Origin of the sequence: Rhodopseudomonas sp. P1, from assembly GCF_039642825.1 — a bacterium.
Taxonomy (GTDB): domain Bacteria; phylum Pseudomonadota; class Alphaproteobacteria; order Rhizobiales; family Xanthobacteraceae; genus Rhodopseudomonas; species Rhodopseudomonas palustris_H.
Window position 1 is genome coordinate 1,651,304 of record NZ_CP088006.1, and the last position, 16,403, is coordinate 1,667,706.

Annotated in this window: 11 protein-coding genes; 8 read left to right on the plus strand and 3 right to left on the minus strand. The window is 65.5% G+C overall.

Annotated features, from left to right (window positions below):
• Positions 1-488 precede the first annotated feature (488 nt).
• The 6 genes from LRC39_RS07745 to cbbX all read left to right on the plus strand — a co-directional run bounded on the left by LRC39_RS07745 (position 489) and on the right by cbbX (position 7,932).
• On the plus strand, positions 489-1,178 hold the full coding sequence (locus LRC39_RS07745; protein ID WP_346296852.1) for a response regulator: 690 nt from the start codon (positions 489-491) through the stop codon (positions 1,176-1,178).
• 21 nt (positions 1,179-1,199) lie between these two features.
• Complete coding sequence (locus LRC39_RS07750; protein ID WP_011157116.1) at positions 1,200-2,036, plus strand: response regulator; 837 nt, start codon at positions 1,200-1,202, stop codon at positions 2,034-2,036.
• A gap of 15 nt (positions 2,037-2,051) precedes the next feature.
• Entirely contained in the window at positions 2,052-4,763 is a 2,712-nt protein-coding gene (locus tag LRC39_RS07755; RefSeq protein ID WP_346296853.1) for a PAS domain S-box protein, read from the plus strand.
• A 199-nt stretch (positions 4,764-4,962) separates the two neighbouring features.
• The gene (locus tag LRC39_RS07760) at positions 4,963-6,420 is read left to right on the plus strand and encodes a form I ribulose bisphosphate carboxylase large subunit (protein WP_346296854.1); all 1,458 of its coding nucleotides are present in this window, start codon (positions 4,963-4,965) and stop codon (positions 6,418-6,420) included.
• A gap of 154 nt (positions 6,421-6,574) precedes the next feature.
• Positions 6,575-6,997, plus strand: coding sequence for a ribulose bisphosphate carboxylase small subunit (locus LRC39_RS07765; protein WP_013503624.1), 423 nt, complete (start codon positions 6,575-6,577; stop codon positions 6,995-6,997).
• Between the two features lie 2 nt (positions 6,998-6,999).
• Complete coding sequence (cbbX, locus tag LRC39_RS07770; RefSeq protein WP_346296855.1) at positions 7,000-7,932, plus strand: CbbX protein; 933 nt, start codon at positions 7,000-7,002, stop codon at positions 7,930-7,932.
• A 473-nt stretch (positions 7,933-8,405) separates the two neighbouring features.
• Here the strand turns inward: cbbX and LRC39_RS07775 are convergent, their stop codons facing one another.
• The 3 genes from LRC39_RS07775 to LRC39_RS07785 form a co-directional block, all read right to left on the minus strand.
• Positions 8,406-9,188, minus strand: coding sequence for an alpha/beta fold hydrolase (locus LRC39_RS07775; RefSeq protein ID WP_346296856.1), 783 nt, complete (start codon positions 9,186-9,188; stop codon positions 8,406-8,408).
• A 3-nt stretch (positions 9,189-9,191) separates the two neighbouring features.
• A complete protein-coding gene (locus LRC39_RS07780; RefSeq protein ID WP_346296857.1) occupies positions 9,192-10,487 on the minus strand; it encodes an O-acetylhomoserine aminocarboxypropyltransferase in 1,296 nt (431 codons plus the stop codon).
• Between the two features lie 159 nt (positions 10,488-10,646).
• Positions 10,647-12,764, minus strand: a complete 2,118-nt coding sequence (locus tag LRC39_RS07785; RefSeq protein WP_346296858.1) for a S9 family peptidase — start codon at positions 12,762-12,764, stop codon at positions 10,647-10,649.
• A 130-nt stretch (positions 12,765-12,894) separates the two neighbouring features.
• On the opposite strand from LRC39_RS07785, the gene LRC39_RS07790 reads away from it, so the two are divergent.
• Together LRC39_RS07790 and LRC39_RS07795 are read left to right on the plus strand one after the other, a co-directional pair.
• Entirely contained in the window at positions 12,895-13,770 is an 876-nt protein-coding gene (locus tag LRC39_RS07790; protein ID WP_164639737.1) for a dihydrodipicolinate synthase family protein, read from the plus strand.
• A 274-nt stretch (positions 13,771-14,044) separates the two neighbouring features.
• Positions 14,045-16,375: a xanthine dehydrogenase family protein molybdopterin-binding subunit gene (locus LRC39_RS07795; RefSeq protein WP_346296859.1), complete on the plus strand. Its 2,331-nt coding sequence runs from the start codon at positions 14,045-14,047 to the stop codon at positions 16,373-16,375.
• Positions 16,376-16,403: the final 28 nt, after the last annotated feature.

Below are 16,403 nucleotides of genomic sequence, written 5' to 3' on the forward strand. Positions count from 1 at the left end.
CCCTTGGTCCGTGCCTTATGGGGGGAACGGGTGCACGAAGCGTGTCTGCATTGAGCAGGTCGCCGACTGACTCTGCCATGGCCGGATTCGTCGGGCGCGGCGCTGGCGAGGCGGATGCCCGCACGAAATTGGGCGCGCAGCGTGGGGAGGCTGTGCCTGATCCTGTTGGTTGGCTGTTGCGGCTCCCTCACGAATTGAACGATCTAGTGATTAGTTCGCCGCACTGGCTGGTCTTGTGATTTGACCGCAGAAATGTGCATTAGAATGCAGCTCTTTTGATGCGCTGCAGTGAATGCCAAGATTACTACGTAACTACGTGAGATAACGAGTATCGGCCGGTTTGGCTTTGCAGTGCACGAGAATCAAGGTCATTTAAACGGTATATTAGCAGGCGAGTTAGCATTCTTCTCGCGGTTTCGTTGCGTACTACGGAGTGGCCGGCTGCCGCCACGGCAAAAGCGACATGCGATCGTCGAAAGGGAGGTCGTGTGAAAAGTCGTATTCTGCATATTGATGACGATCCAGCGATGCTGAAGGTCGTCGCCGCGGTGTTGTCCCGAGATCCGGATCTTGAAACCAGGGGGTGCCTTTCCGCCGAGGAAGGCGTGCGCGCCGCGGCCGAATGGCTGCCGGACCTGATCCTCAGCGACGTTTCGATGCCGGACGTCGACGGCGTGCAATTCCTCGAAGAACTCCGCAATCAGCCTATCACCATGAGCATCCCGGTGGTCTTCACCACCGCGTGCGGCCGGTTCGACGACATCTCCGATTTCAAGTCGCTCGGCGCCTCCGGCATCATCGCCAAGCCGTTCAATCTGCGCGAACTGATCAGCAGCGTGCGCGGCTATCTCGAGCTGGCCGCGGCGGCCGTCGACGATGAAGCGCCTGCTCCGGAGATCGAGATCCGCGACCGCTTCAGGGAAGACGCCGCGCTGCTGCGCGAGCTGCGGGAGCCGTTCGAATCCGGCGCGGCCCCGGACGGGCTGCGCCATGTGGCTCACAAGCTGGTCGGCGTTGCCGGGATCTACGGCTTTGCGGCGATCAGCGCGGCTGCGGCCGAAGTGGAGCGCGCGCTGAAGCAGGTGGTGCAGCACGCCAGCTCCCGGGCCGACGTGGTGTCCCGTCTCGACGACTTGCTCGACCTCTTGGACCAGAACAGCGGCCTGCGGCCGGATTGATCAGCGCGACTGGAGAGCCGTATGAGCGCCCCTGTGATCCTGATTGCGGACGACGATCCGGCGGTTTTGGCTGCGCTGTCGGCGCGATGCCGCAAGATCGGCTTCGAAGTCGACACCGCCACCAACGGGCTGCAGATGCTGCTCAAGGCGCGGCGCAAGTCGCCGGACCTGATCATCGTCGACATCAACATGCCGAAGCTCGACGGGCTCACTGCCTCGTTTCACCTGCTCGAACCGGGCGGCCTGCCGGTCGACGTCATCGTCGTCACCGGCGTCACCTGCGAGGAGACGCTGGAGCGCTGCGAGGCGATGGGGATGTTCTACGCCTGCAAATGTGAGCAGTTCTGGCATCACATCAGCCGCGCGCTCACCGAGATCTTTCCGCAGATGGCCGAAGCGATCGCCGAGCACACCGGGCCGCTGATCGCCGGGCCCGATGTGCTTCCGATCCGGCCCCGCGTGCTGGTGGTCGACGACGACGAGCAGGTCGGCCAATTCCTGGCGAGCCGGCTGAAGAAGCTCGGGATCGAGGTGCTGTATGCACCGAACGCCGCCCGTGCGTTACGGATCGCGGCCGGTCAGTATCCGAGCGTGGTGGTCACCGACTATCACATGCCGGAAGGCGATGCCGATTTCCTGATCATGCGGCTGCGCAGCTCGCGCTCGACCGCGCAGATCCCCGTCATCGTCCTTAGCGGGTGGGAGATCGATGAAGTCACCGCCAAACTGCTGAAGCGCGATATTCTGGGCTATTCCGGCGCTATCGCGATCTTCAAGAAGTCGTTCGACGTGCAGGCGCTGTTCGACACGATCCAGCAATACTGCACGGGCGAGTCCAGGCCGGACGCCGCGGTCTAGGCGGATGGCGCACCGATGAACGACTTCAAAGACGCCAAGCGGAAGTTCGAAGGCGCACCGGTTCCCGCGCCGCGCCGGCCGGTGCGACGGGGCGGGCGTGCCTTGATCCGACTTTTCGGGGTCGCGGTGATCGTCTCGCTCAGCGTCATGGCGGGGCGGATCGCCTCGCAGCACACCCGCGCCTGGGAGCCTCCCGGCGTCGGGCACGGGCTGGACGTGCCCTGGTGGATCTTTGTGATCTCGCTCGCGGTCGGCCTGTCGATCGCCGGCCTGATCGAGCTGCAACTGTCGCGCTACGAGCGGCGCAACGCACACAAGCTCCGGCAGGCGCATCTGGCGGCGATCGTCGAGGGATCGAGCTACGCGATCGTCGGCCAGTCGATCGACGGCACGGTGCTGAGCTGGAACAAGACCGCCGAGCGGCTGTTCGGCTACACCGCCGAGCAGGCGATCGGCCAGAATGCCACCGAGCTGATGGTCCCGGACGATCTGCGCGACGAAGAGCAGCAGATGTTGTCCGGCATCAGCGACGGCACCGCGTTCGCGTATCTCTGGACCAAGCGCAAGCGGGCGAACGGCACGCTGGTCGATGTCGCGGTCAGCATCTCGCCGATCCGCGCCGATGACGGCCGGTTGATCGGGATGGCGGCATCGATGCGCGACATCACCGATCTGGTGCAGGCGGAGCGCGAGGTTCACGACCTCAACGCCGCGCTGGAGCGGCAGGTCGCCGAACGCACCTGCCAGCTCGAGAAGACCCTGACGCTACAGACCGCCATCCTTGAACGCGCCGCCTATGCGGTGATCGCCACCGACGTCACCGGCACCATCACGCTGTTCAATCCGGCCGCCGAGCGCATGCTGGGCTACAAGGCCGAGGATCTGATCGGCCGGGCGAGCGCGATGCTGTTCCACGATTCCGACGAACTCGCCGCGCGCGCCGAGGCGATGCGGAAAGAGGGCATCTCGGTCAGCTCCAATCTCGGTGTGCTGCAGGCTCGCCTGGCCCGCAACGATCCCGACACCGCGATGTGGACCTACATCAATGCGATGGGCAACCGGATCCCGACCCGGCTCACGCTCAGTCGGCTGCGCACCAAGACCGGCGTCAATCTCGGCGTGCTGGGGATCGCTGTCGACCTGACCGAGCAGCTCAAATACGAGGACGAGCTCAAGGCCGCGCGCGCCAGCGCCGAACAGGCCAGTGCCGCCAAGGCGGATTTCCTCGCCAATATGAGCCACGAAATCCGTACCCCGCTGAACGGCATCATCGGCTATGCCGATCTCGTGCTGGAGGACGAGACGCTGGCGCCGGATACGCGCCGTCAGGTGATGCGGATCTTCGAGGCCAGCGACTCGCTGCGGGTGATCATCGACGACATCCTCGATTTCTCGAAGATCGAAGCCTGCGGGCTCACCCTGGAAAGCAAGCCGCTCTACATCAACGAGCTGATCGCCAATTGCGCCTCGATCATCGAGCCGAAAGCAGACGAGAAGGGGCTGAAGCTGATCGCAACCGCCCAGGCGACACCGCCGGTGCTGATCGGCGACGCAGGGCGGCTGCGGCAGGTGCTGCTCAACCTGATGAACAACGCCGTCAAGTTCACCACGGCCGGCTCGGTCGAGCTGATCGTGTCGTGCATCGGGCGGGTCGATCATCTAGTCCGGCTGCGCATTTCCGTTGCCGACACCGGCATCGGCATCTCGCCGGAGGCGCAGAAGGGGCTGTTCAAGCGCTTCAGCCAGGCCGACGAGACGATCTCGCGCAAATTCGGCGGCACCGGGCTCGGCCTGGCGATCTCGCAGCGGATCGTCCAGGCGATGCACGGCGAACTCAAGATCGACAGCCAGCCGGGCGTCGGCAGCACGTTCTATTTCGAAGTCGAGCTGCCGGTCGCCGAGCGGATCGATATCGAGCGGCTCGATGCGCAGGTCCATTGCAGCCGCTCGGTCAAGATCCTGGTGGTCGACGACGTCGAGATGAACCGCGATCTGTGCAAGACGATGCTGACCAGGGCCGGCCACGACGTCGATCTCGCCGACAGCGGCGCCACCGCGATCGCGATGGTCGCGAGCCGCAGCTACGACCTGATCTTCATGGACGTTCAGATGGGCGAAATGGACGGGCTCGAAGCTACCCGCCGGATTCGGGCGCTCGGTCATGCTTACCGGGACGTGCCGATCATCGCGCTGACGGCCAACGTGCTTCCCGAACAGGTGGAGCGCTACAAAGCGGCGGGGGTCGACGGCCATCTCGGCAAGCCGATCAATCGCGCCGAACTGCTGGCCTGCGTGGCGCGATGGATCGACGGCGATATCGCGCACGTGCCGTCCGAGCCATTGGCGCCGGTCGAGCTTGGCTCCGAGCCGGAGCATCCGGTACGCGATCAGGCTGCGCTCGAAGATCTGCGGATGTTTGCCACCGAGCACGATATCGCGGGCTTTGCCGAGCAGCTCCGCGACACCATCACGCGTATCAGGACGCAGTGGCCGCACCACATCGACGCGATGAAGCTCGATCACGAGGCGCGGACCGCGCTCGGCGCCGCAGCTCACAAGACCGTGTCGCTCGCCGGTCAGCTCGGCTTCAAGCAGTTAGCAGCAGCGTGTCGCCGGATGGAGGCCGCCTGCGCGCCTCACAGGGACATCCACGATGCGTTTGCGGCGCTGCATGCCGCGCTCGACAATGCCGAGCCGGTGCTCGACGCCCCGTATGAGCTGACCTGATCGCGTCTGCCTCGATATAAGAAATACTTTTGCGATATCGAAGATAATAAAATTTCTCTTATTTTCGGCGTTGTGGTCAAAGTCCTCCCGCACGCATCCCGCGACGCTGATCGGCATAGCGCGAACTTCGCGACCGAGTTCCCGAACGGCGTCGACCATCCAGCCGCCTCGGCCGGCCAGGGCTTTCAAGGAGGACGACATGAACGAAGCAGTCACCATCCGCGGCAAGGAACGCTACAAGTCCGGCGTGATGGAATACAAGAAGATGGGCTATTGGGAGCCCGACTACGAGCCGAAGGACACCGACGTCATCGCGCTGTTCCGCGTCACTCCGCAGGACGGCGTCGATCCGATCGAAGCCGCCGCGGCCGTCGCCGGTGAATCGTCGACCGCGACCTGGACAGTGGTGTGGACCGACCGTCTGACTGCGGCGGAGAAGTATCGCGCCAAGTGCTACCGCGTCGATCCGGTGCCGAATTCGCCCGGTCAGTACTTCGCTTACATCGCCTACGACCTCGATCTGTTCGAGCCGGGCTCGATCTCCAATCTCACCGCATCGATCATCGGCAACGTGTTCGGCTTCAAGCCGCTGAAGGCGCTGCGGCTGGAGGACATGCGGCTGCCGATCGCCTATGTGAAGACCTTCCAGGGCCCGGCGACCGGCATCGTGGTCGAGCGCGAGCGCATGGACAAGTTCGGCCGGCCGCTGCTCGGCGCCACCGTCAAGCCGAAGCTCGGCCTGTCGGGCCGCAACTACGGCCGCGTGGTGTACGAAGCGCTAAAGGGTGGTCTCGACTTCACCAAGGACGACGAGAACATCAACTCGCAGCCGTTCATGCACTGGCGCGAGCGCTTCCTGTACTGCATGGAGGCGGTCAACAAGGCGCAGGCCCAGACCGGCGAGATCAAGGGCACCTACCTCAACGTCACCGCGGCGACGATGGAGGACATGTACGAGCGCGCCGAATACGCCAAGGAGCTCGGCTCGATCATCGTGATGATCGACCTCGTGATCGGCTACACCGCGATCCAGTCGATGGCGAAGTGGGCGCGCAAGAACGACATGATCCTGCATCTGCATCGTGCCGGTCACTCGACCTACACGCGGCAGCGCAATCACGGTGTGTCGTTCCGCGTCATCGCCAAGTGGATGCGGCTCGCCGGCGTCGACCACATCCATGCCGGCACCGTGGTCGGCAAGCTCGAAGGCGATCCGGCGACCACCAAGGGCTACTACGACATCTGCCGCGAGGACTTCAACCCGATGGCGCTGGAGAACGGCCTGTTCTTCGACCAGCATTGGGCCAGCCTCAACAAGCTGATGCCGGTGGCCTCGGGCGGTATCCACGCCGGCCAGATGCACCAGTTGCTCCATCTGCTCGGCGAAGACGTCGTGCTGCAGTTCGGCGGCGGCACCATCGGCCATCCGATGGGCATCGCGGCCGGCGCCACCGCCAACCGCGTCGCGCTGGAAGCCATGATCCTCGCCCGCAACGAGGGCCGCGACTACCTGCACGAAGGTCCGGAAATCCTCGCCAAGGCGGCGCAGACCTGCACGCCGCTGAAGGCTGCGCTCGACACCTGGAAGAACGTGACCTTCAACTACGAATCCACCGACACCCCCGACTACGCGCCGACTCCGTCGGTGTCGGTCTAACAACCTCAACCCGGCCGATAGGCGTTGACCCGTCATTGCGAGGAGCGAAGCGACGAAGCAATCCAGAAGCCCGGTGCACTGCGCTGGATTGCTTCGCTTCGCTCGCAATGACGCAGGCCTTCGGTGCACGGCGAAAACCAAGGAGCAATTTCCAATGCGACTGACCCAAGGCTGTTTCTCGTTCCTGCCCGATCTCACCGACGAGCAGATCGCCGCCCAGGTGCAATATGCGCTGTCCAAGGGCTGGGCGGTGAACCTCGAATTCACCGACGATCCGCATCCCCGCAACACCTATTGGGAGATGTGGGGCCTGCCGATGTTCGATCTGCAGGACGCCGCCGGCGTGATGATGGAACTGAACGAATGCCGCAAGATCTACGGCGACCGCTACATCCGGCTGTCGGCGTTCGACTCCTCGCATGGCTGGGAATCGGTGCGGCTGTCGTTCATCGTCAACCGCCCGAAGGACGAGCCCGGCTTCCGGCTCGACCGTCAGGAGTCCGACGGCCGCAACATGCGCTACACCACGCGTGCCTATTCGGCCGACAAGCCTGAAGGCCGCCGCTACGGAGGCTGATCGTGGACGCGACAGCAACGACACCCAATGGAGACGACGCGCCGCCCGCGCGCGTCGATCTCCGCGCCGAGTTCAACGAGGTGGGCATCGGCGAGGTGCTGGATCAGCTCGATCGCGAGCTGGTCGGGCTCAAGCCGGTGAAGACCCGCATCCGCGAAATCGCGGCGCTGCTCCTGGTTGAACGCCTGCGCAAGCGGATGGGGCTCGCCACCGGCAACCCGACGCTGCACATGTCGTTCACCGGCAATCCCGGCACCGGCAAGACCACGGTGGCGCTGCGCATCGCCTCGATCCTGCACAAGCTCGGCTTCGTTCGCCGCGGCCACGTCGTCTCGGTGACCCGCGACGAACTGGTCGGGCAATATATCGGCCACACTGCGCCGAAGACCAAGGAAGTGCTGAAGAAGGCGATGGGCGGCGTGCTGTTCATCGACGAGGCCTACTATCTGTATCGCCCGGAGAACGAGCGCGACTACGGCCAGGAAGCGATCGAGATCCTGCTCCAGGTGATGGAGAACCAGCGCGACGATCTGGTGGTGATCCTGGCCGGCTATGCCGACCGGATGGAGAAGTTCTTCCAGAGCAATCCCGGCTTCCGCTCGCGGATCGCGCACCATATCGACTTCCCGGACTACACCGACGGCGAACTCTTGACGATCGCCGAAGGGATGCTGAACGAGCAGAACTATCACTTCGCCCCTGAAGCGAAGGCCGCGTTCGAGCGCTACATCGGCATCCGCAAGACCCAGCCGTTGTTCGCCAACGCCCGCTCGATCCGCAACGCGCTCGACCGCATCCGTCTCCGCCAGGCTAACCGCCTGATCGCCGACCTCGATCGTTCACTGACCGCCGAGGACATCATGACGATCGAAGCGGGCGATGTGTTGGCGAGCCGGGTGTTTGGGAAGGGTGAGGGGAACGGAAGCGGCAGTTAGTCGTCGCCTTCTTCCAACCACCAACGTCATTCCGGGGCGCCGCGCAGCGGCGAACCCGGAATCCGGAGGTTGTTGCGACGCCGGGTGCTCCACAGCTCGGGATTCCGGGTTCGCTCGCTGGCGCGAGCGCCCCGGAATGACGAGCGCGGAGCTAGAAGAGTCTTACCCCTGCAGTGCCTTCAGCACGTCGTCCGGGCGCTCGACCATCATCGTATTTTCCTGCGCCTTTCCGCATCGAGTTGCCCGCGTCGCCCCTCACCCCAACCCTCTCCCCGCGAAGAGCGGGGCGAGGAAGTTCGCTGTGCTCGGGGGACGATTCAAGCCTAGCCCCAACACCGTCATTCCGGGGCGCGCGAAGCGCGAACCCGGAATCCAGAAGTTGTTGCAAACGCCGGGTGCTCCACAGCTCGGGATTCCGGGTTCGCTCGCTGGCGCGAGCGCCCCGGAATGACGGGCGTGGGACTAAGAGACGCTTACCCCTGCAGCGACTTCAGCACCTCGTCCGGGCGCTCGACCATCATGGTGTGGCCGGCGCCTTTCAGGATCACGGTGCGTGAGCGGGCGATTGCGGCTGCCAGCGTCTTGCCGTTCTTGGTCGGGGTCATCAAGTCGCGTTCGCCGAGGATGAACAGTGTCGGCACCGTCACCTTCGCCGCCGCCGTCAGCGCGTCCTTGTAGTCGTTACACGCCGACAAATCGTTGAAGATCACGCCGGGCTTGTTGGCTTCGAGCACGCGTACCGAGCCGCCGTGCATCCACAAGCCGGGCGCGAGGTTGCCGCCGATCTCCGCATCCGGACCAAGGCCCCAGATCGTCATCATCGCAACTGCCGCGGGATCGTTGGCCTCGGCGGCTTTCAACAGATCGGGGCCGACCGCCATCGTCGAGGTGGTGCCGATCAGCGCCAGTGACGCCACCTTGGCCGGGTGCCGTGCGGCGGTCTCCAGCGCGATCAGCGAGCCCATCGAATGGCCGATCAGCTTGGCCGGCTGCGCGCCTGTCGCGTCGAGCAGCGCGGCGATCCAGTCGGCCATTTCGGCAATCGTCTTCAGCGGCTCGCCGCCGGAGCGGCCGTGACCGGGCAGGTCCGGCGCCAGCACGGCGTAGCCGTGATGCGCGAACCAGCGCGTCTGCAGCGCCCACACCGAGCGATCGAAGCCGGCGCCGTGGATGAACACCGCGGCGGGCAGCGACGCGTCGAACGGCTTGCCGCCGGTGGCAACGAAGGTGTCTGTTCCGTTGACCTTGATCTGCATGACTCAGCCCTTCTGCGAAACGCGCAGAGCCTGCGCCAGGTCAGCGATAATGTCGTCGGCGGTTTCGATGCCGACCGACAGCCGGATCAGCTCCTCGCCGATGCCGGCGGCCTCGAGCTGCTCGGCGCTCATCTGCTGATGCGTGGTCGAAGCCGGATGGATCACCAGCGTCTTGGCGTCGCCGACATTGGCGAGATGGCTGGTCAGCCGCAGCGCTTCGATGAACTTGCGCCCGGCGGCACGGCCGCCCTTGATGCCGAACGAGATGATCGAGCCGGCGCCGTTCGGCAGCAGCGTCTTAGCGAGGTCGTAGTCCGGGTGGTTCTCCAGCGTCGGATGCAGCACCCAATCGACTGCCTTGTTGGCCTGGAGGAAGTCGAGCACCGCCTTGGTGTTAGCGACATGCCGATCCATCCGCACCGGTAGCGTCTCGATGCCCTGCAGCAGTTGGAAAGCGTTGGTTGGCGACAGGCAGGCGCCGAAGTCACGCAGGCCTTCCATTCGCGCGCGGATGACGAAGGCCGGCGGCCCGAATTGCTCGTCGAAGACGACGTCGTGATAGCCGGCATAGGGCTCGGTCAGCGTCGGAAACTTGCCGGAGCCGCGCCAGTCGAACCGGCCGCCGTCGACCAGCACGCCGCCGATGGCGATGCCGTGGCCGCCGAGCCATTTGGTCGCCGAGTGCATCACGATGTCGGCGCCGAGTTCGATCGGCTTGCTCAGGTATGGCGTTGCGAAGGTGTTGTCGATCAGCAGCGGAATCTTCGCCGCGTGGGCGATTCCCGCGACCTTCGGGATGTCGAGCACTTCGAGGCCCGGATTGCCGATGGTCTCGCCGATCATCAGCCGGGTGTTCGGCTGGATCGCTGTCGCGAGGCCCGCGTGGTCGCGCGGCGCCACGAAGGTGGTGGTGATGCCGAACCGCGGCAGCGTGTGCGCCAGCAGGTTAATCGTGCCGCCGTACAGCGAGGATGATGCCACGATGTGATCGCCGGCACTCAGCAGCGTGGCGATCGCCAGATGCAGCGCCGCCATGCCGCTCGCGGTCGCGACCGCGCCGACGCCGTTCTCCAGCGCGGCGATCCGCTCCTCCAGCACCGCGATCGTCGGGTTGGAGATTCGCGTGTAGAGGTGGCCGGGCCGCTCCATGTTGAACAGCGCCGCGGCGTGGTCGGTGTCCTGAAACACGTAGGACGTGGTCTGATAGATCGGCACCGCGCGCGAGCCGGTCAGCGGATCGGGATGCTGCCCGGCGTGCAGGCTGAGGGTTTCAAATCCGGGCGGTTTGGGTGCGGCCATGATGTGCTCGGGTTGTTTCCTGAAAACTTGTTAGTTGGGCTCCGTCATTGCGAGGAGCGGAGAGACGAAGCAATCCAGGCTCAGTGCTCGGCGCTTCTGGATTGCTTCGCTTCCCTCGCAATGACGGGGAGAGGCTGTCTGATTGGCTTTATGCCACGCTCACGCTTCGGCGTCAGCCAGGCCGACCGCCCAAAGCGCGAAGGCATAGACGATCGCGATTTCGTCGAGGCGGCTGAAGCGGCCGGAGGCGCCGCCGTGGCCGGCGCCCATGTTGATGCGCAGCAGCACCGGGCCGCCGCCGGTCATGGTGGCGCGCAGCCGCGCGACCCATTTGGCCGGCTCCCAATAGGTGACGCGCGGATCGGTGAGCCCGCCCATCGCCAGGATCGCCGGATACTCTTTGGCGGCGACGTTGTCGTAGGGCGAATACGACAGGATGGTCTTGAAGTCAGCTTCGCTCGCAATCGGATTGCCCCACTCCGGCCACTCGGGAGGCGTCAGCGGCAGGGTGTCGTCCAGCATGGTGTTGAGCACGTCGACGAACGGCACCTCGGCGACAATCCCGGCGAACAGCTCACCGGCGCGATTGGCGACTGCGCCCATCAGCATGCCGCCGGCGCTGCCGCCGTGGGCGACGATCCGCTTGGGCGAGGTGTAGTTCGCTGCAATCAGGGCGCGGGCGCTGGCGGCGAAGTCGTCGAACGAATTGGTCTTCTTCTCGCGCTTGCCGTCAAGATACCAGCCCCAGCCCTTGTCGGCGCCGCCGCGGATATGGGCGATCGCATAGACGAAGCCGCGGTCGACCAGCGACAGCGCGTTGGCCGAGAAGCCGGCGCCCATGGCGTGGCCGTAGGAGCCGTAGCCATACAGCAGCAGCGGCGCATGGCCGTCGAGCCTGAGGCCGGCCCGATGCAGGATCGACACCGGCACCTCGGCGCCGTCGTCCGCCTTCGCCATGATCCGGGTGGTGACGTAATCGGCCGGATTGTGGCCTGAGGGAATCTCCTGGCGCTTGCGCAAGACGCGCTGCCGCGTCGCCATGTCGTAGTCATAGACCTCCGACGGCGTCGTCATCGACGAATATGAGAACCGCAGGTTCGTGGTGTCGAACTCGTAGCCGCCGATGGTGCCGAGCGAATAAGCGGTCTCGGCGAACGCGATGGCGTGTTCGTCGCCGCTCTTGAGGTCGCGGATGGTGATCGACGGCAGCGCATTGGCGCGCTCCAGCCGGATCAGATGGCCGGTGGTGAGGTCGAAGTCGATCACATAGATGCCGGCCCGGTGCGGGATCAGATCGCGCCAATTGTTCCGGGTCGGCTCAGCCAGCGGCGCTGTGACGATCTTGAAGTCGATCGCGCCGTCGGCATTGGTCAGGATGAACAGTTCGTCGCCGCGGTCGCCGAGCGAATACTGCACGCCGAGTTCGCGCTTGGCGACCAGGCGCGGCGGCGCGGTCGGATCGGAGACGTCGATCAGCCGCTGCTCGGAAGTCTCGTGATCGCCGCCGGCGATGACGCAGAACCGGCCACTGGTGCTTTCGTGGATGTGGGTGAACCAGCCGGAATCCGGCTCTTCGTAGATCAGAAGGTCGTCGGCCTGCTTCGTGCCGAGCTTGTGCAGCCACACCTGCATCGGGCGGTGGTTGTCGTCGAGCTTGACGTAGAAGAACGCGCTCGAATCCGCGGTCCACACCAGACCGCCGTCGGTCTCCTCGACCACGTCGGGCAGATCCTGCTTGGTCACCCAGTCGCGGACGCGGATGGTGTAGTATTCGGAGCCCTTGGTGTCGGCGCTCCAGCCTTCGAGTCTATGATCGAGCGAATGCCGGCGGTCGCCGAACTGGAAGTAGTCGTGGCCCTTGGCGAGCTCGTCGCCGTCGAGAATGATGTCGATCTCGCCGCTGCCGTCGCGGGCGACGCGGCCGTACAGCGGATGCTGGCCGCCCTCGCGATATTTGCGTAAGTAAGCGTAAGGCCCATCCGGCGACGGGACGCTGGAATCGTCCTCCTTGATCCGGCCGCGCATCTCCGCGACCAGCTTCTTCTGCAAGCTCGTGGTGTGGCCGAGCACGCTGTCGGTGTAGCCGTTCTCGGCTTCGAGATAGCTGCGGATGTCTGGCTCGAGCAGCGACGGATCGCGCAGCACCTCCTGCCAGTTCGGATCCTTCAGCCAGGCATAGTCGTCGATCAGCGTGATGCCGTGGGTGGTGAAGCTATGCGGGCGGCGCGGCGCGACCGGCGGTTGCTGGTTGGCGGCACGGGGCAGGGCAGAGGTCATCGGCAGGTCTCGTTCAAGGTGGGTCGGGCAGGCTTAGCACGTTTCGGCCTTGCGGCGCCGGGCGGATTGCGCTGGATAGGCCGGGGCGCCGGTTCCGGTGGCCGGATGTGGACAAGTGACGGATTGGATGATGGCGGATTTTCACGGCGTATTCCCTTATCTGGTGTCTCCGGTCGATGCGGAGGGCCGCGTTCGCGCCGATGTGATGGGCCGGCTGTGCGACGATCTGATCCAGGCCGGTGTGCATGGGCTGACGCCGCTCGGCTCGACCGGGGAATTCGCCTATCTCGGCACCGCGCAGCGCGAGGCAGTGGTGCGGGCGACGATCGAGGCCGCGCAGCGCCGCGTGCCGGTGGTGGCGGGGGTCGCCTCGACCTCGGTGGCGGATGCGGTGGCGCAAGCCAGGCTGTACGAGAAGCTCGGCGCTGATGGCATTCTGGCGATTCTCGAAGCGTATTTCCCGCTCAAGGATGCGCAGATCGAAAGCTATTTCCGCGCCATCGCGGATGCGGTCGATATCCCGGTGGTGATCTACACCAACCCGCAATTCCAGCGCTCGGATCTGACGCTCGACGTGATCGCGCGGCTCGCCGAGCATCCGCGGATTCGCTACATCAAGGACGCCTCGACCAATACCGGGCGGCTGCTGTCGATCATCAATCGCTGCGGCGACGCGCTGCAGGTGTTCTCGGCCTCGGCGCATATTCCTGCCGCGGTGATGCTGATCGGCGGCGTCGGCTGGATGGCGGGCCCTGCCTGCATCGCGCCGCGCCAGAGCGTTGAGCTGTACGAACTGTGCAAGGCGCAGCGCTGGGACGAGGCCTTGAAGCTGCAGCGCAAGCTGTGGCGCGTCAACGAAGCCTTCGCCAAATTCAACCTCGCCGCCTGCATCAAGGCAGGCCTGGCGCTGCAAGGCTACGACGTCGGCGACCCCATCCCGCCGCAAGCCGCGCTGACGGCGGAGGAGCGTAAAGCGGTGGAGAAGGTGCTGGCGGAGATCGTCTGAGCGCCCGCCATCGTCATTCCGGGATGCGCCCCATCGGGGCGCAGGCCCGGAATCCATATTCACAGGTGGTGGTTATGGATTCCGGGCTCGCGCTTCGCGCGCCCCGGAATGACGACGGAGAGGTCTAGAGTGCTGCTCCGTGCGCGGCGCGCGCATCGCCACGATACCGTCCGCCCCCTCCCCGCAAGGGGGAGGGGAGAAGAGGCGCCCCTCTTGGCGTACCGCTCGGTTCTCCGCTAAAACTGCGGCCAAGCAAGCAACAAAAGGAAACGGCATGAACATTCTCCCCGGCTCCATGCGGTTCGGTGCGGGCCAGCCCGTCAAGCGTCTCGAGGATCAGCGCCTGCTTACCGGGCACGGCGGCTATCTCGACGACAAGGCCGCCGATGGCGCGTTGTGGCTGGTGGTGATGCGCTCCCCGCATGCGCATGCCGACATCGTCTCGATCGACACCGAGGCGGCGAAGGGGATGCCGGGCGTGGAAGCGGTGCTGACCGGCGCCGATCTGATCGCCGACGACGTTGGCACGATTCCGACGCTGCCGATCTTCAAGCGACCCGACGGCTCGCCGATGGCGCTGCCGCTGCGCCGGCTGTTGGCGCATGAAAAGGTTCGCTTCGTCGGCGAGCCGGTCGCCGCCGTGGTCGCGACCTCGCAGCTCGCCGCGCAGGCGGCGATCGAGGCGATCGCGGTGGAATACAACGAACTGCCGGCGGTGACCGATCCGACCGCGGCGATCCAGCCCGGCGCGCCGGCGGTGTGGGCGGAGACGCCCGACAACATCGTGGCGGCGATGAGCTATGGCGATGCCACCAAGGTCGATGCTGCGTTCGCCAGCGCCGCCCACACCGTGTCGCTCGATCTCGTCAGCCAGCGGCTGATCCCGTCGGCGATGGAGCCGCGCTCGACCATTGCGGAGATCGAGAAGAAGACCGGCCGGCTGATCCTGCACACCCAGTCGCAGACCCCGGGCCAGACCCGCGACGCGCTCGCCGAGGCCATCCTGAAACGGCCGAAGGAGAGCATCCAGGTGCTGGTTGGCGACATCGGCGGCGGCTTCGGCCAGAAGACCGGCGTCTATCCGGAAGACGCGCTGGTGGCTTACGCGGCGGTGAAGCTGAACCGCAAGATCCGCTGGCGCGGCGATCGCACCGATGAGTTCGTCGGCGGCACCCATGGCCGCGACCTGACCTCGACCGCGTCGTTCGCGCTCGACTCCAAGGGCAAGGTGCTGGCCTATCGCGTCACCTCGATCGGCGGCACCGGCGCTTACCTGGCGGGTGCTGGCGTGATCATTCCGCTGGTGCTCGGCCCGTTCGTGCAGACCGGCGTGTATCACCTGCCGGTGGTGCATTTCGACATCAAGGCGGTGATGACCCACACCGCGCCGGTCGGCGCCTATCGCGGCGCCGGACGGCCGGAGGCGGTGTACATCGTCGAGCGGCTGATGGACGCCGCCGCGCGCAAGCTCAACATGGACCCGCGCGCGATCCGCAAGATCAACTACATCAAGCCGTCGCAGCTGCCCTACACCAACGCGGTTGGCCAGGTGTACGACAGCGGTGCGTTCGCCCACATGATGGACCGCGCCGCCGAGCTCTCCGACTGGGACGGCTTCAAGGCGCGCAAGAAGGCGGCGCAGAAGAAGGGCCTGCTCTACGGCCGCGGCGTCACCAGCTACATCGAATGGACCGGCGGCCGCGCCCACACCGAAAACGTCAAGCTGCACGCCACCGCCGAAGGCCGCGTCGTGCTGCATTCCGGCACCCAGGCGATGGGGCAGGGGCTGGAGACCACCTACACCCAGATGATCGCCGCAGCGCTCGACATTCCGCTCGACAAGATCGACGTCGTGCAGGGCAACACCGATCTGGCGATCGGCTTCGGCAGCGTTGGTTCGCGCTCGCTGTTCGTCGGCGGTACCGCGGTTGCAGTCTCGTCGGCCGAGATGATCGCCAAGGCGCGCGAGAAGGCCGCGAACATTCTCGAAGCCTCGATCGAGGACATCGAGTACTCCGGCGGTATGCTGACCATCGCCGGCACCGACCGCAAGATCAGCCTGTTCGAGATCGCCGCCAAGGAGAAGGGCGCGCGCCTCAGCGTCGACTCCACCGGCGAGGTCGACGGCCCGTCGTGGCCGAACGGCGCGCATATCTGCGAGGTCGAGGTCGACCCGGAAACCGGCGTCAGCCGCGTGGTGCGCTACACCACGGTGGACGACGTCGGCAATGCGGTGAACCCGATGCTGGTCGCCGGCCAGATCCATGGCGGCGTTGCCCAGGGCGTCGGCCAGGCGCTGTATGAGAACGCCGCCTACAATGACGACGGCCAGCTGCTGACCGCGAGCTATCTGGACTATTGCATCCCGCGCGCCGACAACCTGCCGCCGATCAACGTCACGCTCGATCCGTCGGCGCCGTGCAAGACCAATCCGCTGGGCGCCAAGGGCTGCGGCGAATCCGGTGCGATCGGCGGTCCGCCCTGCGTGGTGCACGGCGTGCTCGACGCGCTGGCTCCGCTCGGCGTCACCACGCTGAACACGCCGCTGACCCCGGAAAAGGTCTGGCGCGCGATCCAGGACGCCAAGTCGGCCCAGGCGGCTTAGAACCTCAACGCCCGCAATACCGACAAAG